At 53.9% G+C, this 25,260-nt stretch carries 21 protein-coding genes; 12 read left to right on the plus strand and 9 right to left on the minus strand.

Going from position 1 to position 25,260, the window contains the following annotated elements; translation table 11 throughout:
* Positions 1–25: 25 nt before the first annotated feature.
* The 3 genes from malX (at position 26) to add (ending at position 4,058) form a co-directional block, all read left to right on the plus strand.
* Entirely contained in the window at positions 26–1,615 is a 1,590-nt protein-coding gene (malX, locus tag MUG06_RS05710) for a maltose/glucose-specific PTS transporter subunit IIBC (RefSeq protein WP_215848283.1), read from the plus strand.
* Between the two features lie 33 nt (positions 1,616–1,648).
* On the plus strand, positions 1,649–2,815 hold the full coding sequence (locus MUG06_RS05715) for a MalY/PatB family protein (RefSeq protein WP_243078010.1): 1,167 nt from the start codon (positions 1,649–1,651) through the stop codon (positions 2,813–2,815).
* A 247-nt stretch (positions 2,816–3,062) separates the two neighbouring features.
* The gene (gene add / locus MUG06_RS05720) at positions 3,063–4,058 is read left to right on the plus strand and encodes an adenosine deaminase (protein ID WP_215846881.1); all 996 of its coding nucleotides are present in this window, start codon (positions 3,063–3,065) and stop codon (positions 4,056–4,058) included.
* Between the two features lie 82 nt (positions 4,059–4,140).
* On the opposite strand, the gene MUG06_RS05725 is transcribed toward add, so the two are convergent.
* The 5 genes from MUG06_RS05725 to MUG06_RS05745 all read right to left on the minus strand — a co-directional run bounded on the left by MUG06_RS05725 (position 4,141) and on the right by MUG06_RS05745 (position 9,834).
* On the minus strand, positions 4,141–5,181 hold the full coding sequence (locus tag MUG06_RS05725) for an oxidoreductase (RefSeq protein WP_215846882.1): 1,041 nt from the start codon (positions 5,179–5,181) through the stop codon (positions 4,141–4,143).
* A 78-nt stretch (positions 5,182–5,259) separates the two neighbouring features.
* On the minus strand, positions 5,260–6,177 hold the full coding sequence (gene araC / locus MUG06_RS05730; protein ID WP_243078011.1) for an arabinose operon transcriptional regulator AraC: 918 nt from the start codon (positions 6,175–6,177) through the stop codon (positions 5,260–5,262).
* A gap of 86 nt (positions 6,178–6,263) precedes the next feature.
* On the minus strand, positions 6,264–7,250 hold the full coding sequence (gene araH / locus MUG06_RS05735; protein WP_215846883.1) for an L-arabinose ABC transporter permease AraH: 987 nt from the start codon (positions 7,248–7,250) through the stop codon (positions 6,264–6,266).
* Between the two features lie 12 nt (positions 7,251–7,262).
* Entirely contained in the window at positions 7,263–8,783 is a 1,521-nt protein-coding gene (araG, locus tag MUG06_RS05740; RefSeq protein ID WP_243078012.1) for an L-arabinose ABC transporter ATP-binding protein AraG, read from the minus strand.
* Between the two features lie 67 nt (positions 8,784–8,850).
* Positions 8,851–9,834 carry an arabinose ABC transporter substrate-binding protein gene (locus MUG06_RS05745; protein ID WP_243078013.1) on the minus strand — a complete coding sequence of 328 codons (984 nt, stop codon included), beginning with the start codon at positions 9,832–9,834 and terminating at the stop codon, positions 8,851–8,853.
* Positions 9,835–10,200: 366 nt separating this feature from the next.
* Between MUG06_RS05745 and MUG06_RS05750 the strand changes: the two genes are divergently transcribed.
* The 3 genes from MUG06_RS05750 (at position 10,201) to MUG06_RS05760 (ending at position 14,118) form a co-directional block, all read left to right on the plus strand.
* Complete coding sequence (locus MUG06_RS05750) at positions 10,201–11,886, plus strand: ribulokinase (protein WP_215846884.1); 1,686 nt, start codon at positions 10,201–10,203, stop codon at positions 11,884–11,886.
* Positions 11,887–11,900: 14 nt separating this feature from the next.
* Positions 11,901–13,403 carry an L-arabinose isomerase gene (araA, locus tag MUG06_RS05755; protein WP_243078014.1) on the plus strand — a complete coding sequence of 501 codons (1,503 nt, stop codon included), beginning with the start codon at positions 11,901–11,903 and terminating at the stop codon, positions 13,401–13,403.
* A gap of 250 nt (positions 13,404–13,653) precedes the next feature.
* Positions 13,654–14,118, plus strand: coding sequence for a GNAT family N-acetyltransferase (locus MUG06_RS05760; RefSeq protein WP_243078015.1), 465 nt, complete (start codon positions 13,654–13,656; stop codon positions 14,116–14,118).
* Between the two features lie 65 nt (positions 14,119–14,183).
* Here the strand turns inward: MUG06_RS05760 and yjfF are convergent, their stop codons facing one another.
* Genes yjfF through ytfQ form a run of 4 tightly spaced genes read right to left on the minus strand, consistent with a single transcriptional unit; the run spans position 14,184 to position 18,707 of the window.
* A complete protein-coding gene (yjfF, locus tag MUG06_RS05765; RefSeq protein ID WP_215846886.1) occupies positions 14,184–15,173 on the minus strand; it encodes a galactofuranose ABC transporter, permease protein YjfF in 990 nt (329 codons plus the stop codon).
* On the minus strand, positions 15,170–16,183 hold the full coding sequence (gene ytfT / locus MUG06_RS05770) for a galactofuranose ABC transporter, ATP-binding protein YtfT (protein ID WP_215846887.1): 1,014 nt from the start codon (positions 16,181–16,183) through the stop codon (positions 15,170–15,172). Before ytfT ends, yjfF begins: the two co-directional genes overlap by 4 nt.
* Positions 16,176–17,696, minus strand: a complete 1,521-nt coding sequence (locus tag MUG06_RS05775) for a sugar ABC transporter ATP-binding protein (RefSeq protein ID WP_243078016.1) — start codon at positions 17,694–17,696, stop codon at positions 16,176–16,178. The genes ytfT and MUG06_RS05775 overlap by 8 nt, the downstream gene beginning before the upstream one ends.
* 54 nt (positions 17,697–17,750) lie before the next feature.
* Positions 17,751–18,707 (minus strand): galactofuranose ABC transporter, galactofuranose-binding protein YtfQ, encoded by a 957-nt coding sequence (gene ytfQ / locus MUG06_RS05780; protein ID WP_243078017.1) that lies wholly within the window; start codon positions 18,705–18,707, stop codon positions 17,751–17,753.
* Between the two features lie 707 nt (positions 18,708–19,414).
* Here ytfQ and ydgT point away from each other — a divergent pair.
* The 6 genes from ydgT to rsxD all read left to right on the plus strand — a co-directional run bounded on the left by ydgT (position 19,415) and on the right by rsxD (position 25,257).
* Positions 19,415–19,630: a transcription modulator YdgT gene (ydgT, locus tag MUG06_RS05785; protein ID WP_215848284.1), complete on the plus strand. Its 216-nt coding sequence runs from the start codon at positions 19,415–19,417 to the stop codon at positions 19,628–19,630.
* A 116-nt stretch (positions 19,631–19,746) separates the two neighbouring features.
* A complete protein-coding gene (locus MUG06_RS05790) occupies positions 19,747–20,190 on the plus strand; it encodes a DUF2569 domain-containing protein (RefSeq protein WP_243078018.1) in 444 nt (147 codons plus the stop codon).
* Positions 20,191–20,313: 123 nt separating this feature from the next.
* Entirely contained in the window at positions 20,314–20,895 is a 582-nt protein-coding gene (rsxA, locus tag MUG06_RS05795; protein ID WP_243078019.1) for an electron transport complex subunit RsxA, read from the plus strand.
* A complete protein-coding gene (gene rsxB / locus MUG06_RS05800) occupies positions 20,895–21,473 on the plus strand; it encodes an electron transport complex subunit RsxB (protein ID WP_215846889.1) in 579 nt (192 codons plus the stop codon). The genes rsxA and rsxB overlap by 1 nt, the downstream gene beginning before the upstream one ends.
* Positions 21,466–24,198 carry an electron transport complex subunit RsxC gene (rsxC, locus tag MUG06_RS05805; protein ID WP_243078020.1) on the plus strand — a complete coding sequence of 911 codons (2,733 nt, stop codon included), beginning with the start codon at positions 21,466–21,468 and terminating at the stop codon, positions 24,196–24,198. Before rsxB ends, rsxC begins: the two co-directional genes overlap by 8 nt.
* Positions 24,199–25,257, plus strand: a complete 1,059-nt coding sequence (gene rsxD, locus MUG06_RS05810; protein WP_243078021.1) for an electron transport complex subunit RsxD — start codon at positions 24,199–24,201, stop codon at positions 25,255–25,257.
* The last annotated feature ends 3 nt before the right edge of the window (positions 25,258–25,260 follow it).

The raw sequence follows: 25,260 nt of genomic DNA on the forward strand, positions 1-25,260 counted from the left end.
GTTACTAATCCTTGCTGGAGTCATGATGCCCGCCCCACAACAAAAAATGTCCCTCTGGGAGTTTTTCCAGAGCCTGGGTAAAACCTTTATGCTGCCGGTTGCGCTGTTATCGTTCTGCGGCATTATGCTTGGCATTGGTAGCTCGCTGAGCAGTCACGATGTCCTGACGCTGATTCCTTTACTCGATCAACCCTTGCTGCAATATCTGTTTTTATGGATGGCAAAACTGGGTTCATTCGCCTTCAGCTATTTACCGGTGATGTTTGCCGTCGCTATTCCACTCGGCATGGCGCGTGAGAACAAAGGCGTGGCCGCGTTTTCCGGCTTTGTCGGCTATGCGGTGCTTAACCTCAGTATTAACTTCTGGCTGAACATCAACGGTATTCTGCCGACCACCGATGCCGCGTTATTGAAAGCCAATAACGTGCAGTCGATTCTTGGAATTCAATCCATTGATACCGGGATTTTGGGTGCGGTGATTGTCGGGATTATCGTGTTCTGGCTGCATGAACGCTTTCATCATATCCGCCTACCCGACGCGTTGGCCTTTTTTGGCGGCACGCGTTTCGTTCCCATCATCACCACGCTGGTGCTGGGTGTTGTTGGGTTGATCGTTCCGCTGATTTGGCCGTTCTTTGCTCGCGCCATTACCGGCTTGGGCTGGATGATCAACAGTGCAGGTGATTTCGGCCCGATGATCTTCGGTACCGGCGAGCGCTTGCTGCTGCCGTTTGGCCTGCAACATATTCTGGTTGCGATTATGCGTTTCACCGATGCGGGCGGCACGCTGGATGTCTGCGGCAAAACCGTCAGCGGTGCGCTGACCATCTTCCAGGCGCAACTGGCGTGTCCAGAAACCCACGGATTTGCTGAGAGTGCGACCCGCTTCCTGTCGCAGGGTAAAATGCCGGCCTTCCTGGGCGGGTTGCCCGGTGCGGCATTAGCGATTTATCACTGCGCACGCCCTGAAAATCGCCATAAAATTAAAGGGCTGCTGATTTCCGGCGTGGTTGCCTGCGTGGTGGGTGGCACCACCGAACCGATTGAATTCCTGTTCCTGTTTGTCGCGCCGTTCCTCTATTTACTCCATGCGCTGTTGACCGGTTTAGGCTTCACCATGATGGCGATTCTTGGTGTCACGATTGGTAACACCGACGGCAATATTATCGACTTCGTGGTGTTCGGCGTACTGCATGGATTATCCACGAAATGGTATTGGGTTCCCGTGGTTGCCGCCGTCTGGTTTGTCGGTTATTACGCCATTTTCCGCTTTGCTATCGTGCGGTTTAATATCAAAACGCCAGGGCGGGAAGTCGAAACGGCAAATTCCGTAGAGCAAAAAGTCAGTAGCGCGGGCAAAGGCAAGTCAGGTTACAACTCACCGGCCATTCTTTCGGCGCTGGGTGGCGTTGAAAATATTACCTCACTGGATAACTGCCTGACGCGCCTGCGTTTAACTATCGCCGATATGAGCAAAGTGGATGATGCTGCGTTGAAAGCCAACGGCGCGATCGGCGTGATTCACCTTAATCAAACCAGCTTGCAAGTGGTGATTGGCCCGCAGGTGCAGTCGGTGAAAGACGAGTTGTCACACTTGATGGACGTGACCGCGTAACGTACCTAACCTGCAACCTTAAGAGAAAAGCCGATGTTTGATTTTGATAAGGTCATTGACCGTCGCGGCACGGCATGTACGCAATGGGATTTCGTGGCTGACCGCTTTGGCGTTCCCGACCTGCTGCCGTTCACCATTTCTGATATGGATTTTGCTACCGCGCCCTGCATTTTGCAGGCGTTGGAGCAGCGCGTGCAGCACGGTGTCTTCGGTTACAGCCGCTGGCAGCATGACGCGTTTCTTTCGGCGATTGTTCACTGGATGCAAACCCGTTTCGACTATCAGCCTGAAGCACAATCGCTGGTTTACGGGCCTTCGGTGATTTACATGGTGGCGCAGATGCTGCGCCACTGGAGCGATGTGAATGACGAAGTGCTGATCCACACGCCGGCTTACGACGCGTTTTATAAAACCATTTTGGCTAATCAACGCCAGGTTTTGGACATGCCATTGTTTAACAGCGTACAAGGCTGGCTCTGTGACATGACTAAACTTGAGGCGCTGCTGGCCCGCCCAACTTGTAAGGTGATGCTGCTGTGCAGTCCACACAATCCCACCGGCAAAGTCTGGACGCTGGAGGAGTTGCAGCAGATGGCTGCACTGTGTGAGCGGCATGGTGTGCGTGTCATCAGTGATGAAATCCACATGGATATGGTGATGGGCAGCCAGCCGCATACGCCGTGGGCGAAAGTGGCGCGCAGCGATTGGGCGCTGTTTACCTCGGCGTCAAAGAGCTTCAACATCCCGGCACTGACTGGCGCGTGGGGAATCATTCCCCGTCAATGCGATCGTGCCGCCTGGTTTCAGGCACTGAAAAACAGCGATGGCCTCTCTTCACCTGCCGTGCTGGCCGTTGCTGCGCACATCGCTGCTTATCGTGAGGGCGCGACGTGGTTAGATGCTTTACGCACCTATTTGCAAAGCAATTTGACCTGCGTGGCTGAACGCTTGAATAGCGCGTTTCCGCCTCTCAACTGGCGCCTGCCGCAAGCGACGTATCTGGCGTGGATCGATCTTAACCCGCTGGGCATTGACGAAGACGCTTTGCAGCAAACGCTGATTCACCAGCAAAAAGTGGCGATCATGCCGGGATCGACGTATGGCGCTGCCAGCCGCGGTTTTTTACGTCTTAATGTTGGCTGTCCACGCAGCAAAGTGGAAGACGGCGTCTCTCGCTTGATTGCAGCCCTTCAGACCTGATAATTCAAGCCTTTACGCGCTTATTGGCCGGGCGGCAATCCACACCGCCTGGCTTTCCCGCACAATTAACCAGCATCCAGCCATGCTGTTGCGCAAATTGCTGGCGCAGTTGCGCAAGATGTTTTTATAATCCTCTGCACTTCTCATCGACTTCTCTAAAACTTCTCAAGTACTTCTCGATATCGTTATCGACAGTATCTTCGATAGAGTTTCTTCGATAAATAACCGACAACTGAGCGAGTGCGCCATGATTGAATCACACCTTCCCCTGACCGATATTCATCGCCATCTTGATGGCAACATTCGTGCACAAACTATTCTCGATTTAGGCCGCCAGTTTAATCTTACCCTGCCCGCTAACAGTTTAGAGGCGCTGCGCCCACATGTGCAGGTCACGCAAAACGAGCCGGATTTGGTCAGCTTCCTGCAGAAGCTGGATTGGGGCGTAAAAGTGTTGGGCAATCTGGACGCGTGCCGCCGTATCGCAATGGAAAATGTCGAAGACGCCGCGCGCGCAGGCATTCACTACGCTGAACTGCGTTTTTCACCCGGTTACATGGCGATGAACCATAACCTGCCGATTGCCGGTGTGGTGGAAGCGGTGATTGACGGCATCAAAGCGGGTTGCCAGCAGCACGCCATTGATATTCGTCTGATTGGCATTATGAGCCGTACTTTTGGCGATGAAGCGTGCCTGAATGAGCTGGAAGGCTTGCTGGCGCATCGCGATCATATCACTGCAGTGGATTTAGCCGGTGACGAACTGGGTTTCCCCGGCAGCGAATTTCTCAGCCATTTCACTCGTGCGCGTGATGCCGGTTTCCGCGTTACGGTGCATGCAGGTGAAGCTGCGGGCCCAGAAAGTATCTGGCAAGCCATCCGTGAGCTAGGCGCAGAACGCATCGGCCATGGTGTGAAAGCGATTGAAGATCGCGCATTAATGGATTTCCTGGCGGAGCATCATATTGGTATTGAGTCCTGCCTGACCTCCAATATTCAAACCAGCACCGTGAAATCACTGGCGCAGCATCCGTTAAAGACCTTCCTGGAGCATGGCATTCTTGCCACGATCAATACCGATGATCCCGCCGTTCAGGGCATTGAGCTGGCGCATGAGTATCAGCACGCCGCGCCTGCTGCCGGTTTGAGCCAGGCTCAGATGCGCCAGGCGCAGGAGAATGGATTAGCTATCGCTTTTCTGAGCAACGACGAAAAAGCGGCAATTCGGGCGAAAATTCAGTAAAACATGCCGTCATGGATGCATAAAAAAACGGGCCTGCATGGCCCGTTTTCTTTTCTGTCACGTACAGGTGCTTCAGTAACCTTTACTTCAGCGACAAGGTCTGGCGTTTCTCAGCCGATTGCAGACCCAGTTCGATCAGCTCCATCACCTGAATAGCCTCTTCAGCGGTGACCGGATTATTGCCGCGCCCTGCTATCGCATCACGCACTGCGGCATAGTAGGCAGGATAATTGCCTGGCTGCGTCATCAGCGTTTTTTCGGTCATGCCGTCGCCTTCAACCAGCGTCAGTTGGCCATCTCGCATATCGTAACCCCACTCTTCTTTCGGTGGGAAATCGCCAGATTTCAGGCGATCTTCCTGCGGGTCAAGACCATATTTAACGTAGCTGCCTTTGGTGCCGTGCACCACATAACGGGGTGATTCAGCCGCCACCAGCATGCTGGCATGCAGCACAACACGACGTTGCGGATAAGTCAGCGTGGCGTGGAAATAATCGGTGGTCTGCGCACCAGGACGCATCTCGGCAAGATCAACGTTAATCGCAACCGGTGAACCAAACAGTTGAATCGCCTGATCCAGCAAATGCGGGCCTAAATCGTACCAAATGCCGCTGCCTGCACCTTTCATTTCACGCCAGCGCTGGCGCACTTCTAAACGGAAGCGATCAAAATGCGATTCCAGATAACGGACTTCGCCCAGCGTGCCCTCAGCCAGAAGCTGTTTGAGCGTCAGGAAGTCACTGTCCCAGCGACGATTATGAAACACAGAAAGCAGCAGACCTTTGGCCTTGGCGAGGTTATCCAGCTCACGCGCTTGTGACAACGTCACGGTGAAAGGCTTGTCTACCACCACATGCTTACCCGCATTCAGGGCCGCTTTTGCCAGCGGAAAGTGGGTGTCGTTCGGTGTGGGAATAACAATTAATTGCAGAGTAGGATCATCGAGCAACGCTTGAGGATCAGCTACCACCTGAACAGATGGCCAGTCGGCGTGCACTTTGCTGGCATCGCTGCTGGAAATAGCAGCCAGCTCAACGTCCGGCGTGCCCGCAATCAGCGGTGCATGAAACGTTTTGCTGGCGAAGCCATATCCCATCAAACCAACACGAAGTTTATCGCTCATTCTCATTCCTCTTGTTCGCTAGTGTGACTGATTTAAGACCATTAGCCAGGCGAGGACAAGGAGGAATCCCCCTAAAAATCAGGAGATAGCACTTCGTGCCATTGGCCAGGCAGTTTGCGCAGCCAGGCTGTCGTGCCCATCCAGATTGCGACGGCGGAAATCGCTGGGACTCACGCCAACGCGTTTACGGAATACGCGTGAGAAGTAGAGTTGATCGTCATAACCGACTTCACGGCCAATAGTCGCAATCGGTTCCTGGGTGGTTTGCAGCAGCAGTTTCGCGCGAATAACCCGTTGATCTTCGCGCCAGCGCAGCAGATTAACACCCATTTGTTCGCGGAACAGATGCGCAAGTCGTGAAGGCGAAAGGCAAACGTGACGCGCTACGTCTTCAATTTTCACTTCGCTCGCCAAATGATTTGTCACGTACTGGCAAGCTTCAATCACGCGCGGATCGCGCACTTGCTGATGACTGCGCGGATCTTCCTCTACCGCACGCAGCAAAAGCCGCTCGAGCAAATTCATCGCCAACTCTTCAGCGAAGCGGCGGCCTGAATTATGGGTTTGCTCTATGCTGGCGAACAGGCGATCAAATTCCCCCCGCAGTGATTCAGGAAGCTGTAATCGACCTACGCCCTCTTTCTCATCTTGCCATTGCAGCCAGTCATTCCAGTAAGCACGCGGGCGGAAATAGACCCAACGGTGAAACCATTGAGGACTGTCGGGCGCGCGACCATAATAGTGGGCCGTTTTTGGCTGAAACAGCAGCATTTCGCCCGGTTCACACTCAAAAGCCTTTTCGCCATCAAAAACCTGACCTTTGCCTTTGATGGTCAAATTCAGGATGTAGCCTTTCATGCCATGCGGACGATCGATAAAGAAATCCAGCGGTCCATCCGCTGTAATCGGCGTTAAACCTGCTACCAGCCAGGCGTTAAACGAGTAACCCGGCAACAAGGGATTGTGTTGTTCCGCAGCCAATTCACGGTGATACATAGTGCCCTCACATCGTCGTTAATTGTTCAAACGCGGACGCTGCTTGCGTCCGCGTGGTTACTGAAAACGGCGTCATTGCCCCTGAATCAGGCTTTGTGTTTTTGTTTGTAGCGGTCGAAAATTACCGCGGCTAACAGTATCAAACCCCGCACCACATACTGTGAGAATGGCGAGATATTCAATAAATTCATCGCATTCTCAACGGTACCGAGAATCAACACCCCGGCGACGACATAGGAGATCTTGCCAATCCCACCCTTAAGGGACACGCCGCCTAACACGCAGGCTGAAATCACCACCAGCTCATAACCCAGCGAGGTCATCGGCTGACCGCTGGTCATACGCGAAGCCAGAATGATGCCCGCTGCAGCCGAGACCAGCCCGGAAAGAATGAAGATGATGATGCGAGTACGCACCACGGGCACACCCGCCAGACGCGCAGCTTCTTCGTTACCGCCAATCGCAAGCGTATTACGCCCAAAGGTCGTTTTATTCAGCAAGAAACCGAAAATCAGCATGGTCGCGATGGTGAGCCAAATCGGCGCGGGAATCCCCAGCCAGTTGGCAAAACCCAGAGCGAAAAAGCGCTCGTCCTCAATCCCTACGGCTTTGCCGTCAGAGAAGATGTAGGCCAGACCGCGCACAATTTGCATCGTTGCCAGCGTGGTGATCAGCGCATTGATTTTTAGACGCGCAATCACGAACCCATTAACGAATCCTGTCAGCATGCCCAGCACCAGGCCTGCGGCAACGCCAATCCACAGGCTTTCCGTCATGTTAATCACCACGGCGGTGACGACACCGGCGCAGGCAATCACTGACGCAACCGACAGGTCAAAATCGCCGGATGCCAGGCAGAACAACATGCCGCAGGCGACCATGCCAGACATCGACATCGCCAATCCCAGGCCTTTCATATTGATGAACGAGCCGAAATTCGGCACAAAGACTGCACAGGCAACGAACAGCAGCGCAAACACCACCAGCATGCCGAAGTTGTCCCAGATACGCCCAAACTGCAGGCCGCTGCGTGAGGCTGGCGGCGGCGTATTAGATGTCGTGGATGAAGCCATGTTGATCTCCTGTCAGGCCACGGCGGCCGCTTGAGTAGTTTTCGGCATCGCCAGGCTCAGCGTTTGCTGCTCCGTAGCATCGTCGTGCATTATTTCACCGGCAATCGCACCTTCACGCATGACCACGATGCGGTCAGCGAGACCCATGACTTCCGGTAAGTCGCTGGAGGCAAACAGCACCGCAATACCTCTGTTCGCCAGTTGATAAATCAGGTTATAAATTTCATGTTTAGCGCCCACGTCAATGCCGCGCGTCGGTTCATCCAGCAGGATCACTTTCATCTCTTCCGACAACCAGCGGCCCAGAATCGCCTTTTGCTGATTCCCCCCGGAGAGGTTCATGATCAGCTGTTCGGCACCGGGCGTTTTGATATTGAGCGAACGAATATGGTTATCCGCGTTTTTCGTTTCCCAGCCCTGTTTAATCAGGCATCCCGCCGCCAGGTTATGGCGTCGCGCACTGATGTTGATGTTGTCACGGACCGAGTGCACCGGGATAATCCCTTCCGTTTTGCGATCTTCCGGGCAGAGCATGACGCCCGCGCGAATCGCATCAATCGGTTCACGTAGCGTTAATGGTTTACCGTCCAGCCTGACCTGCCCACCGCGCAGTCGCGTCGCACCAAACAGCCCTTTCAGCAGTTCGCTGCGTCCTGCACCGACCAGACCAAACAAGCCAACAATTTCCCCTGCATGAACGTGCAGCGAAATCGGGGTGCGTACGCCCTTCGCTTCGACCTTGTCCAGCTCCAGTCGCACCGCGCCTTTTTCACGTGGCGCATAGCCGTAAATGTCGCCGAGGTTTCGTCCGACCATTGCCTGTACTAAATCATCGTGATGCGTGGTAGCCATGTCGGTGAATGTGCGCACATAGCGGCCATCTTTGAACACGGTAATGGCATCGCTCAGTGCAAAGATCTCTTCCATGCGATGCGATACATACAGCACCACGCGTCCTTCTGCGCGCAGCTGACGAATCACGCGGAAGAGATTGTCGATCTCACGCGCTGACAGCGAACTGGTCGGCTCATCAAAGGCGATGATGCGGGCATTGCGTGCCAGCGCCTTGGCAATTTCTACCATCTGCCACTGACCCAGCGACAGGTATTTCAGCGGCATGTCGGGATCGATATCCATGCCCAAATTTTTAAGCTGCAAACCCGCTTCGTAACGCAGTAGCTTGCGATTAACCAAGCCATGTTTGTGTGGCATCTGACCGAGATAGATATTTTCCGCCACGCTCATTTCCGGGATGAGATGCAGCTCTTGATAAATAATCGCCACGCCTGCATCGAGCGCATCGGTGGTGAGCTGGAAACTCATCGGCTTGCCTTTGATGCGGATTTCACCCCCGCTAGGCTGGTAGCTGCCGCTGAGGATTTTTAACAGCGTCGATTTACCGGCACCGTTTTCACCCATCAGCGCGTGAACCTGGCCGCCGTGACACTCAAACGAGATATCCTGCAACGCTTTCACGCCGGGGAAGGTTTTACTGATGCCATGAAACGACAGAAAGGCTGAATCAGTGTTCATGGAAACTCCATTGGGTTAGCCGAGGAGATTCCGCACCTTGATACAGGTGCGGAAGCGCTGTGCGGGTTTACATCAACCCTTTCTTCGCCAGTTCCGTTTTAAAGTTGTCACGGGTGATCAACACCACGTCGGTCACTTCAGTAAATTTCGGCGGTTCTGCCCCTTTGCTTACCCAGTTGTAGAGCATCTGGCTGCTCTTATAACCGTGTACATCCGGGCTTGGCAGCAGCGACCCGTAGAATCCGGTCGCGTTGTTTTTGGAGAGTTCACTGATGGCATCCACACCGTTGATACCGATACCGATAACGTCAGCGGCTTTAAAGCCCTGACCTTCTGTCGCACGCACACCACCCAGCACGGTGTTGTCGTTCATGCCAACAATCAGCCAATGTTTCACTTCAGGATGCTGCACCAGCAAAGAGTTACCGGCATCAAACGCGCCAGGAATATCATTGGATTTGGTCGGGACTTGATAGATTTGGCCAGCCGGGAAACCGGCTGCTTTGATCGCGTCCATTGAACCGCCGGTACGACGGCGCGCCGTGTCGAGTTCGTTGGCAGTGATCGCCATCACGGCGGTGCTTTTCACATCCCAGCCGCGTTTTTGCATCTCTTTATAGAGTTCTTGCCCCTGACGCTCACCAATTTTGGTCGCCGCCATCATCACTAACGGCACGGTATCCATCGGCTTGCCCTTGGCCGTCACAAATTGATCATCGACCGCGATAACTTTCATGTCATAGCTGCGGGCTTTGGCCGCAATAGCGGAACCGAGTTTGGGATCGGGTGTACAGATAACGAAACCTTTCGCGCCGCTGGCGGCCAGGCTGTCGATGGCATTAAGGGTTTTTTCACCATCGGGAACGGCAATTTTGATCACCTCAAAGCCCAAATCTTTTCCGGCTTTATCGGCGAATTTCCATTCGGTCTGGAACCAGGGTTCCTCCGGTTGCTTGACTAAAAAACCAAGCTTCATGGTCTCGGCGATAGCGGATTGTGACATAACCGCTGCCAGCCCAATGACCGCGAACGCTTTAGTGAATTTATGCATGATGCTCTCCGGCGCTAGTTGTTTTATCGCTGCTAATAACGAATCGGTGTAAACGCTACCAGTCAATTTTGTTTTTTAGGGACAGATGTAAATCAGTGCGTTAGGAAGCGAGTTGGTGATTGCCTGTTCAAACGCTGCGCTAGTTTTAGCTGGAATGGAGAAGAAAAATGTAGAGCGGTATCACATCTTCAAATCACGGCAAATTGGTCCATATATTCAGCGATTTTAACCGGTACTTAACTTTTGCCATGGATCACAAAATCATTACTGATGGCAGAAAAGTGCATATTCTCAGCCAGCGATGACTAACCCTTAATCTGTGTCAATTCCAGGATAGGAGCATCAATACACAACAGGAGATATCCGATGCGGGCCATCACCCTCGGACTGGATTTTGGCAGTGATTCGGTACGTGCATTGGCGGTGGATTGCCAGAGCGGCAAAGAGCTTGAAAGCGCAGTCGTTAATTACTCGCGCTGGCAGCAAGGCCTTTATAGCGATCCTCACACCAACCGCTTTCGTCACCATCCGCAGGACTACATCGACGCCATGGAGCAGGCGATGCTGGGTGTGCTCAACGCGCTGAGTGCGGAACAACGCGCCGCCGTCGTTGGCATTGGCGTGGATACCACCGGTTCAACGCCCGCCCCGATTGATCGTGACGGCAATGTGTTAGCGCTGCGTCCGGAATTTGCTGACAATCCCAACGCAATGTTTGTGCTGTGGAAAGATCACACCGCTATTGAAGAAGCTGAAGAGATCAATCAGCTCTGTCACAGCGGCCGCTTCCCGGACTACAGCCGCTACATTGGTGGCATTTATTCCTCTGAATGGTTTTGGGCCAAGATTTTGCACGTGTCGCGTGAAGATGATGCGGTACGTGAAGCGGCGGTGTCATGGGTGGAGCTGTGTGATTGGGTACCCGCTTTACTGAGCGGAACTACCGCGCCCGCGCAACTGCGCCGGGGACGCTGTGCCGCCGGTCATAAAGCGTTATGGCATCCCGAGTGGAATGGTTTGCCGGATGTAGATTTCCTCAATGCATTAGATCCGTTGCTGACGCAGCAACTCGATTCGCCGCTGTTTGAAGAGACCTGGACCGCAGATATTCCGGTCGGCACCCTCAGCGATCACTGGGCACAGCGCCTGGGTTTGACGCAAAAAGTGACCCTTTCAGGCGGCGCCTTTGATTGCCATATGGGCGCAGTCGGCGGCGGTGCCAAGCCTTATACCTTGGTTAAAGTGATCGGTACATCAACCTGCGACATCCTGATCGCCGATGCTGAAACCGTGGGTGATCGCGCCATTAAGGGGATTTGTGGTCAGGTTGACGGCAGCGTGATGCCTGGTGCCATTGGCTGCGAAGCGGGACAATCGGCGTTCGGCGATATCTACGCCTGGTTTAGCCGACTGCTGGGCTGGCCGCTGCAACAGGCCGCTGAGCAACATCCTGAATTGAAGCCGCAGCTCGCCGCGCTACAAAAAGATCTGATTAAAAATCTTACCCATGCCTGGGCAGCGGATCCAAAACTGGAGCATTTACCGGTGGTGCTGGACTGGTTCAACGGTCGTCGCACCCCAAATGCTAATCAACGTCTGAAAGGCGTGATCACCGATCTTAACCTCGGCACTGACGCGCCTGCACTGTTTGGCGGATTGATCGCTGCCACGGCCTTCGGTGCCCGCGCCATTATGGAATGTTTTGAGCAGCAACAGATTCCTGTTGAGAACATCCTGACGCTGGGCGGCATTGCACGTAAATCCCCTGCCATCATGCAAGCTTGCTGCGATGTGATGAACCGTCCACTGGATATCGTCGCCTCAGATGAGTGCTGCGCCCTGGGCGCCGCAATTTTTGCCGCAGTCGCCGCAGGCGTTTACGCCAGCGTACCCGATGCCCAACAGGTAATGGCCAGCCCGATTGCCGTCACCTTACAGCCCGATCAGGCGCGCGTGGCGCGCTATCAGCAGCTTTATCAACGCTATCAAGAATGGTCCGTGACGGCAGAACCGCATTACGCCGCACGTCCCGCTTCCGTTTCCGCTACGTAGTCAGGAGAGAGTTTATGGAACAGTTTAAAGCGCACAGCGTATGGTTTGTGATTGGCACACAGCATCTTTACGGAGCGGAAACGTTACGTCAGGTAGAACAGCATGCACAACAGGTTGTGGAAGGCTTGAATCAGGCGTCTGGCATTCCGCTGCGTCTGGAGCTTAAGCCGCTGGTGAAATCCCCCGACGAAGCGCTGGCGCTGTGTCGTGACGCGAATCACGATCAACATTGCGTTGGGATCATTACCTGGCTGCACACCTTTTCCCCCGCCAAGATGTGGATCGGTGGCCTGAGCGTCCTGAATAAGCCGCTGCTGCAATTCCATACCCAGTTTAATGCTGAGATCCCGTGGGACAGCATGGATATGGATTTTATGAACCTGAACCAGACCGCACACGGCGGTCGTGAGTTTGGCTTCATCGGCGCACGCATGGGGTTACAACACAGCGTAGTAACCGGCCATTGGCAGGATGCACAAAGCCAGCAGCGTATCGGCAACTGGATGCGTGCGGCGGTGGCAAAACAGGCCAGCCAGCAGCTGAAGGTGGCCCGTTTTGGCGACAACATGCGTGAAGTGGCCGTGACCGAAGGCGATAAAGTGGCCGCACAAATCCAGTTTGGTTATTCAGTAAACGGCTGGGGCGTGGGCGATTTAGTCGACGTGATTAACAGCGTCAGCGATGGCGACGTAAATGCGCTGCTTGATGAGTATGAAAGCCTTTATCGCTTTACCGACGTGGCGGCGACCGGCGGAGAAAAGCGCCAGAACGTTCTGGATGCAGCCCGTATTGAACTGGGGCTGAAGCGTTTTCTTGAAGGCGAAGGTTGCCACGCGTTCACCACTAACTTCCAGACGCTGCACGGTATGACACAGTTGCCCGGCTTAGCGGTGCAGCGCTTGATGGGACAAGGTTATGGTTTTGCCGGTGAAGGTGACTGGAAAACTGCCGCGCTGCTGCGTATTTTCAAAATCCTCGCGGGCGATCGGCCTGGCGGCACCTCCTTTATGGAGGATTACACCTATCACTTCTCACCGGGCAACGATCTGGTACTGGGTTCGCACATGCTGGAAGTTTGCCCTTCTATTGCGATTGAAGAGAAGCCGCTGATCGATGTGCAGTTCCTCGGCATTGGCGATAAAGCCGATCCGGCGCGCATGATCTTCTCTACACCGGCAGGCCGTGCAATTAACGCCAGCGTGATTGATATGGGCGATCGTTTCCGCTTACTGGTGAACGTGGTCGATGCGATTGAACAGCCAAAACCGCTGCCGAAGTTGCCGGTGGCCCGCGCCTTGTGGCGTGCGCAACCCTCGCTGGCGACAGCCTCCGAAGCGTGGATTTTAGCCGGTGGCGCGCACCATACGGTATTCAGCCAGGCGTTAACACTGGATGATATGTATCTGTATGGCGAGATGAACGACATCGAAGTGTTGGTGATTGATGAACAGACACAATTGCCATCATTCAAAGATGCGCTGCGCTGGAATGAAGCCTATTACCGCATGAAACGTTGATAGGTTAGCGGGTTAACTCTCATTCAGCGGTAAAAAATCGGAGCGGTCAGTCGCACTTGATGGGCAGCTCCGTAAAGACGCCATTGCACGTCCGCCCTATCCCCGGCGGACGTTTTACTCCTCTACCCATCATTCACGCCTTTATTCCCTCGCTTCACTTGTTTTCAAACCTGCCCCTTGCGTGAATTAACAACACCGTGTTTTCATCTTTCAAAAACCCCTTTAATGTTGCCCAGCATGGAAGATAACAATGAAAATCCAACTTCTTAGTGAAGCGTCCTCATTTCCTGCTCAAACCGCACATCTCCTGTTCCGCGAATGGTCTGCCTTACCTGCCTGGTCAAATCAATCCGCCATCCTGCAACGGCTCAATGCGCGCAATGATTCAGCGCACAGCGAATTCACACTGGTTGCGGAGCACGCTGACAAAGTCATCGCCACCAGTAGCGTGATCCGTTATGAACTCAATGATGCTTTGGCGCGTGAATATTGGCTGGGCGAAGTGGTGACTGACAGCGCGTTTCGCGGACAAGGCATTGCTAAATCATTGATTAGCCGCTGCGTTGCGCTGGCGAAGCAGAACGGTATTAAAGCGTTGTGGCTCTACACGCCAGATCAACAGGCGTTTTATCAACGCTTAGGCTGGCAGGCAGTTGAGCAACGGGTCATTGCTGACGAAGAGGTGACATTAATGGTGATGTCGCTCGATTCATGACACTAAAAAGGCGGCTCGTTTTGAGCCGCCTGATGTTCAATACCTCATTTTTACAACATCATTTTTTAAGAGGTACTGATGCGTTTAACGGGCGCGTTCTTCTGACGATCCCACATCACCGTGAGCAAACGTTGCAACGCAATAAAGGCGAAAAGCAGAATACCGATGGCGATTTTGGTCCACCAGGAACTCAGCGTGCCGTCGAAGTTGATCCAGGTTTGAATCAGTCCCTGAATCAAGACGCCGAACAGCGTGCCCAGCACGGTTCCAACCCCACCCGACAACAGCGTGCCGCCAATCACCACTGACGCGATGGCATCTAACTCAACGCCCAAACCGGCTAACGCGTAGCCTGCCGAGGTATATATTGAGAACACGATCCCCGCCAGCGTCGCAAGCGTCGTAGAGAGCATGTAAATTTTGATGGTGGTAGCGCGGGTTGAAACGCCCATTAACTGGGCTGAAGTCAGGCTACCGCCAATGGCATAAACCTGATTCCCAAAGCGCGTGCGGTGGGCAAGAATAATGCCCACAAACACCACCAGCAACATGATCACCGCCAACAAACTGAGCCGACCTCCACCGGGGATTTTCCAGGCAAAACTGGAGAGCGTGGTGTAGAACGGATGATCAATCGGAATCGAGTTTTCAGAAACCAGATAACTGCAACCGCGCAGAAAAAACATCCCCGCCAGCGTAATAATAAAGGCCGGGATCTTCAGCGCATCAATCAACCACCCCATCATGGCACCGAACAACGCGCCCAGAGACAAAATCAAGGCAAAGGCCACCAGCGGATTAAGATGGAAGTCGCCAATTGCGCGTGCCAGAAACACACCGGTAAAGGCGATAACTGCGCCTACGGACAAATCTATTCCGCCGGACAGAATCACAAACGTCATGCCGACAGCGATAATGCCGAGAAAAGCATTGTCGGTAAGGATGTTGCAGATCACCCGCGTGGAAGCGAATCCCGGGAACTGGCTCAGGCAGAACAGATAACCCGCCACAAAAACCAGCAAAGTGATCATCAAGGGAAGATGGCGCTTGATCATGATGAACGTCTCCGTTTAAACATCGCTATAAAGCGCGGCGACTGCAACAGCAGCACGCACATCACCACCACCGCTTTCACGACCTGATTCAGTTCAGGCGGGAAGCCAGAGAGCAAAATGCCGGTATTCATTGACTGGATGATCAACGCACCAATCAGTGACAACGCAATATTGAAGCGCCCGCCCATCAGCGACGCGCCGCCAATCACCACCGCTAAAATGGCATCCAGCTCCAACCACAAACCGGCATTGTTAGCATCTGCACCGCGAATATCTGCGGCGATAATCAAACCCGCTACTGCCGCACAAATACCGCTGATCACGTAGGTTGACATCACCACCAGCCAGCCGGTTACGCCTGCATTACGCGCAGCGCGCAGGTTAATTCCCACCGCTTCGATAAACAGGCCCAGCGCGGTTTTGCGCGTAAGCAGCCAAACCAGCAGCGCCACCGCCACGGTAATCCATACTGGCACCGGCAACATCCAGAGCGAACCGTTGCCAAACCAGCCCAAACTGTCGCTGTCGAAAGTGACGATTTGGCCTTGCGTGATAAGCTGTGCAACGCCGCGCCCGGCAACCATCAAAATCAGCGTGGCAACGAACGGTTGGATACGCAGCAAGGCCACCAAAACACCGTTCCACAAACCGCACAAAAATCCGGTTCCCAGCGTGGCGAGAATAATAAACAGCAAACTGTGTCCGGCAACGGTTAGGGTGGCTGCGGTGGCACCGGCAATCGCCATTACCGCGCCCACCGATAAATCGATGCCGCCGGTCGCGATCACCAGCGTCATCCCAATCGCCAGCAAGGCAACCGGTGCCGCCCGGTTGAGAATATCAATGGGGCTGCCAAACAGACGTCCGTCCTGCAAATGCACGGCAAAGAAGTTATTGGCAACGAAGCTGTCCACCAGCAAAACCAGAATTAACGCCGCAATTTGCGGCATTCCCGGTGGCAGCTTCCACTTACGTGGTGATTTTTCAGGTGTCATATGGGATTCAAGCATGTTGTGCTCCTCCGTCGGCGATGGCGTTAACGATCGACGCCACCGAAAGCTGTTCCAGCGGGATTTCGGCCACCTGCTTTAGATCACGCATGATCAACACGCGGTCGGCGTAGCCCACCAGCTCTTCGAGTTCAGAGGAGATAACCAGCAGCGCAAGTCCATCTGCGCACAGGGATTCAATGAGACGAATGATCTCAGCGTGCGCACCCACGTCGATGCCGCGGGTTGGCTCATCCAGGATCAGAAATTGCGGTTTGGTCACCAGCCAGCGCGACAGCAAGACCTTTTGCTGGTTGCCGCCCGAAAGCAACTCAACCGACTGCTCGGCATGCGGCGTTCGAATACCCAGGCTTTTTATGAAACGTTCAGCAATGGCCTGCTGCTCGCGCTTCTTAATGGGTCGTAACCAGCCGCGCTGCGCCTGCAGAGCCAAAATAATGTTTTCTCGCACCGAGGCCGCGCCAATAATGCCGTCGGTTTTACGATCTTCCGGGCAAAAACCCATTCCCAGCCGTGACGCTTTGGCAGGCGTACGAATATGCTGCACTTTGCCTTTTATGGTGGCTGTACCGCGATCGGCGCGACGAATACCGAACAGCACTTCAGCGGTTTCTGTTCGTCCTGAACCCAATAACCCCGCCAGGCCCACCACTTCGCCGGGCCGAACCTGCAAATTAAACGGCTCGATGGTGCCCTTTTTGCCGTAATTTTCGAATGAAACCACCGGTTGATTGCTGCGCAAGGTGCTGCCTTGACGTTGCAAGGCGGTTTCCATCAGATCGCGGCCTAACATCAATTTAATCAATTCAATCTGCGGCAGCGAGGCGGTATCACGCGTGGCGATAAACTGACCATTGCGCAACACGGTAATGCGATCGGTGATGCGATAAACCTGGTCAAGGAAGTGAGTCACAAAAATCAGGCTCATGCCTTTGGCTTTCAACTGCGCCATTAGGGTAAACAACATTTCCACTTCACTGGCGTCAAGGCTGGCGGTGGGTTCATCTAGAATCAGCACCTGAGCAGAGAGATCGACCGCGCGGCAAATCGCAATGATCTGCTGCATCGCCACTGAGTAATGGCCAAGTGGGCGAGTGACATCGAGGGCAAAACCGTAGTTACGCATCAGGGCATCCGCATCACGGATCATCCGTTTACGATCGATCATGCCAAAACGATGCGGTTCGCGACCAATATACAGATTGTCCGCCACCGACATATTGGGCAGCAGATTCACTTCCTGATAAACCGTGCCAATGCCTATCTCCTGCGCATCCGCTGTGCTGTGAGGAGAAATGGCATTGCCGTTTAATGTGATAGTGCCGGCATCGCGGGTATAGACACCGGTTAACACTTTGATCAGCGTGGACTTCCCCGCGCCATTCTCTCCCAGCAGCGCCATAATTTCGCCTTTGCGTATGCTGAAAGAGACATTATCCAGCGCCTTCACGCCGGGAAAACCTTTACTGACGCCGCTGATGGTTAACAGTGCATCTTCGTTGTGTATGGTCATTCGGCTAGCTCCGCCTCAGGTCATGAAAAACCGCCCCAAAGGGCGGTCTTCAACTCAGTAACCCATGCCTTTTTTCTTGTCCAGCTCGGCCTGAGCATCAGCAGGTAAGAACAGTTTTGATTCGGTTTTGATAATTTTTGGCGGCAGCGTGCCCTCTTTTTTGAATTTCTCCAGCGCGTCGAAAGCTGGGCCCGCCATATTAGGGGTTAATTCAACGTTGGCATTGGCTTCACCCGCCAGCATCGCTTTGTAGATATCGGGTACGCCATCAATCGAACCGGTCAGAATGTCTTTGCCCGGTTTCAAACCCGCTTCTTTGATCGCCTGAATCGCACCGATGGCCATGTCATCGTTGTGCGCATACACCATGCAGATGTTTTTGCCGTTATTCTCAGCTTTGATGAAGCTCTCCATCACCTCTTTGCCTTTGCTGCGCGTGAAATCGCCAGACTGTGAACGAAGCACTTTGATGTTTTGATGGCCGCTGATCGCTTCGGCAAAGCCTTTCTTGCGGTCAATCGCCACGCTGGCACCTACTGTGCCCTGCAACTCAACCACGTTACACTGCTTGCTACCCACCGTTTTAACCAGCCAGTCGCCAATCAGTTTGCCTTCTAATACGTTGTCTGCCGTGACGACGGCCATATACAGCGATTTATCTTTAACCACGATGGCGCGGTCTAACAGGAATACCGGAATCTTGGCATCTTTGGCTTCTTCCAACACCGGTTCCCAGCCTGTCTGCACCACGGGGGCGATAAAGATTGCATCGACGCCCTGTGCGATAAAGGAACGTACCGCTTTGATTTGGTTCTCTTGTTTCTGCTGTCCATCGGCAATCTTCAACGTAATGCCGCGCTTCTGTGCTTCGCTTTTCGCCACGTTGGTCTCTGCTGAGCGCCAGCCGGATTCAGAACCCACCTGCGAGAAGCCAACCGTCATATCTGCTGCCAGCACCGGACCAGTCAACGCGGCGCTGACCAAAGTAGTCAGAAGTAAACGTTTCCACATAATTTTCATTCCTCTGAAGGGCGTTTGCTGTATAGGGTAAAGAGCCTGTTTAGCCTGGACTAAAACCACGCAAATAATGGCGACCTGCTTCACAAAATAGAGCAATATAAAGGAGTTACGCATACTAACAGGCAATTTAAGGCAACAGGGTTATGGATAAATTGACTGCATTTAAATTGTGGTCAGGTTAAATAATTGTAATAAACAGAACCGCTTATGCGCTCAGCAACTGGAAGCGATTACAAGGATGCGTAAAGAATGGTTATGAGTAACCTGAAAAGATAAATAATTAATTTTGTGATTACCCGCACAAAGGCGCGCCTTATGGCCTAAGTACATTCAGCAACCTTGTGACGCCGATTGAAAAACGGGAATAACTCTCACGCTGCGGTTAACCGTCTAAAAAGGCCACTAAACACGGCTAATTATGGGCGGACAATGCGCGTTAACGCGCAAAAAACAACACAGCTAAAATTTTTAGCTTTTGGGTCAATTAAGGCAATGAGGCAGAAAAACCGGTTAACGTGCTGTTTAAGCCAGAAAATGAAAGTGAAGAAGTCGCACTGAAACTCTTAAAAACATCCGTTTTAACGTCACATCTCGTCAGTTAGTCTTAATTTACGCTTTTTTTCTAATCGAGATCTGGACAGCTAAAGGTTGCTCTTTATACTGAGCACTCCTTTGTTCCCACTACTGTTATGGCAATGATGACTGCGCAAGATTACCTGCTTAAATTTCGCAAAGTGAATAATTTTGAAAGCCTGGAAAAGCTTTACGACCATCTCAATTATTCGCTCACCGACGACAAAGAAATTATCAATATGTACCGCGCTGCCGATCATCGACGTGCCGAGCTCACTTCTGGCGGACGTTTATATGATTTGGGCCGCGTACCCAAAACGGTCTGGCGTTACGTGGTTTAATCTTTTTTTGCCGCGCCACTTTTCTCCATTTTATCAATCCTCTTGTCCATGTCGGGCGTGCCCCGTTTGGACATGCTATTCTGCTGCGCTTCGATCCCAAAACAGGAACACTTGCTATGAATGAACAGGTTGCTGTGCCGCGTCTTGGTGGCTGGTTATTGCTGCCGCTGGCCTGGCTGATCATGACCCTGTTAACCACAGCGCTGGTGATGGCGATGTACCTTACGCCCTTATTTAATGCGGAATGGCGCACCACGCTGTTTTCACACGGCAGCAGTTTATTAATGCAGTGGGGATTTTCTTTGCTGACTGCTGCGGCTGTCTGGTTATACAGCTTGTGGGTTTGCTGGCTGTTCTTTAAACGCTCGCACCGTTTACCCCGTCACTATGTGTTGTGGTTATTGGTTACGGTATTACTGGCACTGAAAACCTTCGCCTTTTCACCCGTTTCAGATGCTAAAGCACTGCAAACTTTACTGTTTTCCTTGTTAGCCGCAGCGGTATTTGCGCCCTACTTCAAACGTTCTCAACGCGTTAAAGCGACTTTTGTCCAACCGTAACGCGGTGAGAAACGTCAATAATTTAATTCTGAGTGCGGTCTTCCACGCCTGATTGGGCGTGGGAGTTGAGATAGAGGCTTTTATCCCTGATAATAAGCCGCTTCTTGAATTTATGGCGAAAAAATGACCGATTATCTTCTTCTCTTTGTTGGCACAGTGCTGGTGAACAACTTCGTATTAGTGAAGTTTCTCGGCCTCTGTCCCTTTATGGGCGTTTCCAAAAAACTGGAAACGGCAATTGGCATGGGACTCGCCACCACTTTTGTTATCACGCTGGCGTCAATCTGTGCCTGGCTGGTAAACCACCTGATTCTTGTTCCGCTGGAGTTGGTCTACCTGCGAACCATGGCTTATATCCTGGTGATCGCAGTAGTAGTGCAATTCACCGAAATGGTGGTGCGTAAAACCAGCCCGTCGCTCTATCGCCTGCTGGGTATTTTCCTGCCGTTGATCACCACTAACTGTGCTGTGCTTGGCGTGCCGCTGTTGAGCGTTAACCTCAACCACACTTTTCTTCAGGCTGCGCTTTATGGCTTCAGCGCCTCGTTGGGCTTCTCGCTGGTGATGGTGCTTTTTGCTGGCATGCGTGAGCGGTTGGTGCTGGCGAATGTGCCGATGCCCTTTAAGGGCAACTCGATTGCGCTGATCACCGCCGGTCTGATGGCGTTGGCCTTTATGGGCTTTACCGGTCTGGTGAAATTCTGATGACCGCGATTTGGATAGCTATTGCTGTATTAAGTGCCCTGAGCCTGGTATTTGGTGCCCTGCTGGGATACGCCTCACGCCGCTTTGAGGTCGAAGAAGACCCTATCGTCGAACAAATCGACGCGATCCTACCGCAAAGCCAGTGTGGTCAATGCGGTTATCCGGGTTGCCGTCCGTATGCAGACGCTGTCGGCAATAATGGCGAAGCGATCAATAAATGTGCACCGGGTGGCGAGCAGACCATGCTCAAGCTGGCTGAATTACTGAACGTGGATCCACAACCGATTGACGGCGACGAAGAGGCCAAAGCGCCGGTGCGTACCGTCGCGTTTATCGATGAAGAGAACTGTATCGGCTGCACTAAGTGTATTCAAGCCTGTCCGGTTGATGCCATCGTAGGCGCAACGCGTGCTATGCACACCGTGTTGAGCGACGTTTGCACCGGCTGCGATCTCTGTGTTGCGCCTTGTCCTACCGACTGCATTGAGATGCGTCCCGTGGCAACCACCACTGCCAACTGGAAGTGGGATCTTGAAACCATTCCTGTTCGGGTAATTCCGGTAGAGCGTCATGCTTAATCTGTTAAATTTCTTCAAAAAAGATAAGATCTGGGATTTTCAGGGCGGCATTCATCCGCCCGAAATGAAAACCCAGTCCAACGGCACGCCCCTGAGCGAACTGCCGCTGCCGCACCGATTCATCATTCCCCTAAAGCAGCACATTGGTCATGAGGGCGAGATTTGTGTTTCGCCTGGCGATAAAGTGCTGCGCGGTCAGCCGCTGACCTTTGGGCAGGGTCGGATGTTGCCAGTCCATGCACCAACGTCAGGGGTGATTGACGATATTGGTCAGCACATGACAGCGCACCCTTCCGGCTTGTCTGAGCTCTGTATTTTCATGACGCCGGATGGCGAAGATCGCTGGATGCCGCTTGATCCCCTGCCCAATTATCGCCAACACGAACGTGCTGACATCGTGCAGCGCATTCACGACGCAGGCGTGGCGGGTTTAGGCGGCGCAGGTTTTCCGACTGCGACCAAGCTCAAAGGTGGTCTGCGTGGCATCAAGACGCTGATCATCAATGCAGCCGAATGCGAACCTTATATCACCGCAGACGATCGCCTGATGCAGGATTGCGCCGCTGAAGTGCTGGAAGGCAGCCGCATTCTGGCGTGGACGCTGCAAGCTGAGCGCGTGCTGATTGGCATTGAAGACAACAAGCCGGAAGCGATTGCGGCGTTAAAGCACGCCTTAGGCAGTGAGCGGGATTTAGAGATCCGCGTCATTCCAACCAAATATCCTTCGGGCGGCGCCAAACAGTTAACCCAGATTCTCACCGGTAAAGAAGTGCCGCACGGCGGACGCTCCACCGATATTGGCGTACTGATGCAAAATGTCGGCACCGCGTGGGCGGTGAAGCGCGCCATTATTAACGGTGAGCCGATTACCGAACGCGTCGTCACGTTAACCGGTGAAGCCATCGCGCAGCCGCGTAATGTCTGGAGCCGCCTTGGTACGCCAATCAGCCATTTACTGCATCAGGTCGGTTTTCGTCCCGCACCGCAACAGATGGTGATCATGGGCGGGCCGTTAATGGGCTTCACGCTGCCCTCGTTAGATGTTCCAGTGGTGAAAATCACCAACTGCATTCTGGCTCCCTCCAGCCACGAAATGGGCAATAACGACGAAGAACAATCCTGTATTCGCTGTTCTGCCTGTGCCGATGCCTGTCCCGCTAACCTGCTGCCACAGCAGCTTTACTGGTACAGCCAGGGCGGCGATCACGATAAAGCGCGCGCGCATCATATTGATGACTGCATCGAATGCGGGGCCTGCGCCTATGTGTGCCCAAGTAATATTCCGCTGGTGCAATATTACCGCCAGGAAAAAGCAGAACTGCGCGCCATCGATCTTGAAGCAAAACGTACATTAGAAGCCAAAGCCCGTTTCGAAGCGCGTCAGGCCAGGCTGGAACGTGAAAAACTGGCGCGTGAAGCACGCCATGTTGATGCTAAACAGCGCGCTGCGCGCAGCGATAATGCTGAGTTTGCCGCCGCTAAAGCGCGCGTGAAAGCTAAGCAGGATGCCGAGGTGGATGACGCGACGCTGGAAGCGCAACGTGAAGCGCGTCATGCGCAGGCACGTTTGCGTCAGGCAGAAACACAAGCTGAAACCCAGGCATTGAGCCGCCAGGTTACCGATCCGCGTAAAGCGGCAGTTGAAGCCGCCATCGCGCGCGCCAAGGCGAAGAAAGCCAGCTCACCCGCTGAAGCCGTTGAAATACATGAGGAGCCAGCAGCGGATCCACGTAAAGCCGCCGTCGAAGCCGCGATTGCCCGTGCCAAAGCGAAAAAAGCCGCCGCAGCGGAGGCGCCGGTGGAAACAGCTGCTGAGCCTGTTGCCGACGCGCCGGAAGATCCGCGTAAAGCCGCCGTCGCCGCAGCTATTGCCCGCGCCAAAGCGAAAAAAGCCGCCGCAGCGGACGCAATGGTGGAAACCGCGGCTGAGCCTGTTGCCGACGCGCCGGACGATCCGCGCAAAGCCGCCGTCGCCGCAGCCATTGCCCGCGCCAAAGCGAAGAAAGCCGCCGCAGCGGACGCGCCGGTGGAAACCGCGGCTGAGCCTGTTGCCGACGCGCCGGACGATCCGCGCAAAACCGCCGTCGCCGCAGCCATTGCCCGCGCCAAAGCGAAAAAAGCCGCCGCAGCGGAAGCAATGGTGGAAACCGCTGCTGAGCCTGTTGCCGACGCGCCGGAAGATCCGCGTAAAGCCGCCGTCGCCGCAGCCATTGCCCGTGCCAAAGCGAAAAAAGCCGCCGCAGCGGAGGCGCCGGTGGAAACCGCTGCTGAGCCTGTTGCCGACGCGCCGGACGATCCGCGTAAAGCCGCCGTCGCCGCAGCCATTGCCCGTGCCAAAGCGAAAAAAGCCGCCGCAGCGGAAGCAATGGTGGAAACCGCTGCTGAGCCTGTTGCCGACGCGCCGGAAGATCCGCGTAAAGCTGCCGTCGCCGCAGCCATTGCCCGCGCCAAAGCGAAAAAAGCCGCCGCAGCCTCCACGGCAGCAGACAATGCCGCGGCTGAAGCCAGGCAAGAAGCGCGTGATACAGCCGAAATGGCGCATATCGCCCGCACTCAAGTCGAAGATGCTGAGCAGGCAGAAGAACAAGCCAACAGCGCCTATGCAGAGCCTGAACAAGCTCCTGAACTGAATCAACCCGAAGATGCGCGCAAAGCTGCTATTGCTGCTGCCATCGCCCGTGCCAAAGCGCGTAAAGCGCAGTCGACTTCGACGCTTGAGGAATAAATGGCTTTTCGTATTGCAAGTTCTCCTTATACCCACAACCGCCGCAGCACAGGCAATATCATGCTGCTGGTGGGGCTGGCGGCTGTACCCGGCTTCGCCGCTCAGTGGTATTTTTTTGGTTATGGCAGTCTGATTCAAGTCTTGCTGGCTACGCTCACGGCGTGGATCACAGAAGCCGCCGTTTTACGCTTACGCAAAGCGCCGATTGCCAGCAATCTGGCTGATAACTCCGCCTTGCTTACCGCCATTCTGATTGGTATCAGCTTGCCGCCGCTGGCCCCTTGGTGGTTGGTGGTAGTCGGTACGGTGTTCGCCATTGTAATTGCCAAACAGCTTTACGGGGGTTTAGGGCAAAACCCGTTTAACCCGGCAATGGTTGGCTACGTCGTGCTGCTTATTTCGTTTCCGGTGCAAATGACCAGCTGGATGCCGCCCGACACGCTGCAGGCGATTAAACCGACGCTGCTCGACTCCCTTAGTATGGTGTTTACTGGCCACACCTTGGGCGGTGACACCATGCAACAGTTGCAGATAGGTGCCGATGGTGTAAGCCAGGCGACGCCGCTCGACACCTTTAAAACCGGTCTGCGCGCCGGACACAGCGCCGATCAATTACTGGCTCAACCGATCTACAGCGGCATGCTGGCAGGATTGGGCTGGCAATGGATCAACCTGGGTTATCTGGTCGGTGGCCTGTTTTTGCTGTGGAAAAAGGCCATTCGCTGGCACATTCCCGCAGCCATGCTGCTCTCGCTGGCGTTCTGCGCCACGATCGGCTGGATTTTTTCGCCGGAAACACTGACTAGCCCAACCCTTCATCTGTTTTCAGGTGCCACGATGTTGGGTGCGTTTTTTATCGCGACCGATCCCGTTACGGCATCAACCACCAATCGCGGACGTCTGATCTACGGCGCACTGATTGGCTTGCTGGTGTGGCTGATCCGCAGTTTCGGCGGCTACCCGGATGGGGTTGCTTTTGCCGTATTGCTGGCGAATATCTGTGTGCCGCTGATCGACTATTACACCCAGCCGCGCGTTTACGGCCATCACAAGGAATAAACG

The sequence above is a fragment of the Pantoea sp. MQR6 genome (assembly GCF_022761075.1).
Taxonomy (GTDB): Bacteria; Pseudomonadota; Gammaproteobacteria; order Enterobacterales; family Enterobacteriaceae; genus Pantoea; species Pantoea phytostimulans.

Bases quoted from the DNA above. Each gene is read 5' to 3' on its own strand.
- malX (WP_215848283.1), top strand. From the start codon at position 26: ATGCCCGCCCCACAACAAAAAATGTCCCTCTGGGAGTTTTTCCAGAGC.
- MUG06_RS05715 (WP_243078010.1), top strand. From the start codon at position 1,649: ATGTTTGATTTTGATAAGGTCATTGACCGTCGCGGCACGGCATGTACG.
- add (WP_215846881.1), top strand. From the start codon at position 3,063: ATGATTGAATCACACCTTCCCCTGACCGATATTCATCGCCATCTTGAT.
- MUG06_RS05725 (WP_215846882.1), bottom strand. From the start codon at position 5,181: ATGAGCGATAAACTTCGTGTTGGTTTGATGGGATATGGCTTCGCCAGC.
- araC (WP_243078011.1), bottom strand. From the start codon at position 6,177: ATGTATCACCGTGAATTGGCTGCGGAACAACACAATCCCTTGTTGCCG.
- araH (WP_215846883.1), bottom strand. From the start codon at position 7,250: ATGGCTTCATCCACGACATCTAATACGCCGCCGCCAGCCTCACGCAGC.
- araG (WP_243078012.1), bottom strand. From the start codon at position 8,783: ATGAACACTGATTCAGCCTTTCTGTCGTTTCATGGCATCAGTAAAACC.
- MUG06_RS05745 (WP_243078013.1), bottom strand. From the start codon at position 9,834: ATGCATAAATTCACTAAAGCGTTCGCGGTCATTGGGCTGGCAGCGGTT.
- MUG06_RS05750 (WP_215846884.1), top strand. From the start codon at position 10,201: ATGCGGGCCATCACCCTCGGACTGGATTTTGGCAGTGATTCGGTACGT.
- araA (WP_243078014.1), top strand. From the start codon at position 11,901: ATGGAACAGTTTAAAGCGCACAGCGTATGGTTTGTGATTGGCACACAG.
- MUG06_RS05760 (WP_243078015.1), top strand. From the start codon at position 13,654: ATGAAAATCCAACTTCTTAGTGAAGCGTCCTCATTTCCTGCTCAAACC.
- yjfF (WP_215846886.1), bottom strand. From the start codon at position 15,173: ATGATCAAGCGCCATCTTCCCTTGATGATCACTTTGCTGGTTTTTGTG.
- ytfT (WP_215846887.1), bottom strand. From the start codon at position 16,183: ATGCTTGAATCCCATATGACACCTGAAAAATCACCACGTAAGTGGAAG.
- MUG06_RS05775 (WP_243078016.1), bottom strand. From the start codon at position 17,696: ATGACCATACACAACGAAGATGCACTGTTAACCATCAGCGGCGTCAGT.
- ytfQ (WP_243078017.1), bottom strand. From the start codon at position 18,707: ATGTGGAAACGTTTACTTCTGACTACTTTGGTCAGCGCCGCGTTGACT.
- ydgT (WP_215848284.1), top strand. From the start codon at position 19,415: ATGACTGCGCAAGATTACCTGCTTAAATTTCGCAAAGTGAATAATTTT.
- MUG06_RS05790 (WP_243078018.1), top strand. From the start codon at position 19,747: ATGAATGAACAGGTTGCTGTGCCGCGTCTTGGTGGCTGGTTATTGCTG.
- rsxA (WP_243078019.1), top strand. From the start codon at position 20,314: ATGACCGATTATCTTCTTCTCTTTGTTGGCACAGTGCTGGTGAACAAC.
- rsxB (WP_215846889.1), top strand. From the start codon at position 20,895: ATGACCGCGATTTGGATAGCTATTGCTGTATTAAGTGCCCTGAGCCTG.
- rsxC (WP_243078020.1), top strand. From the start codon at position 21,466: ATGCTTAATCTGTTAAATTTCTTCAAAAAAGATAAGATCTGGGATTTT.
- rsxD (WP_243078021.1), top strand. From the start codon at position 24,199: ATGGCTTTTCGTATTGCAAGTTCTCCTTATACCCACAACCGCCGCAGC.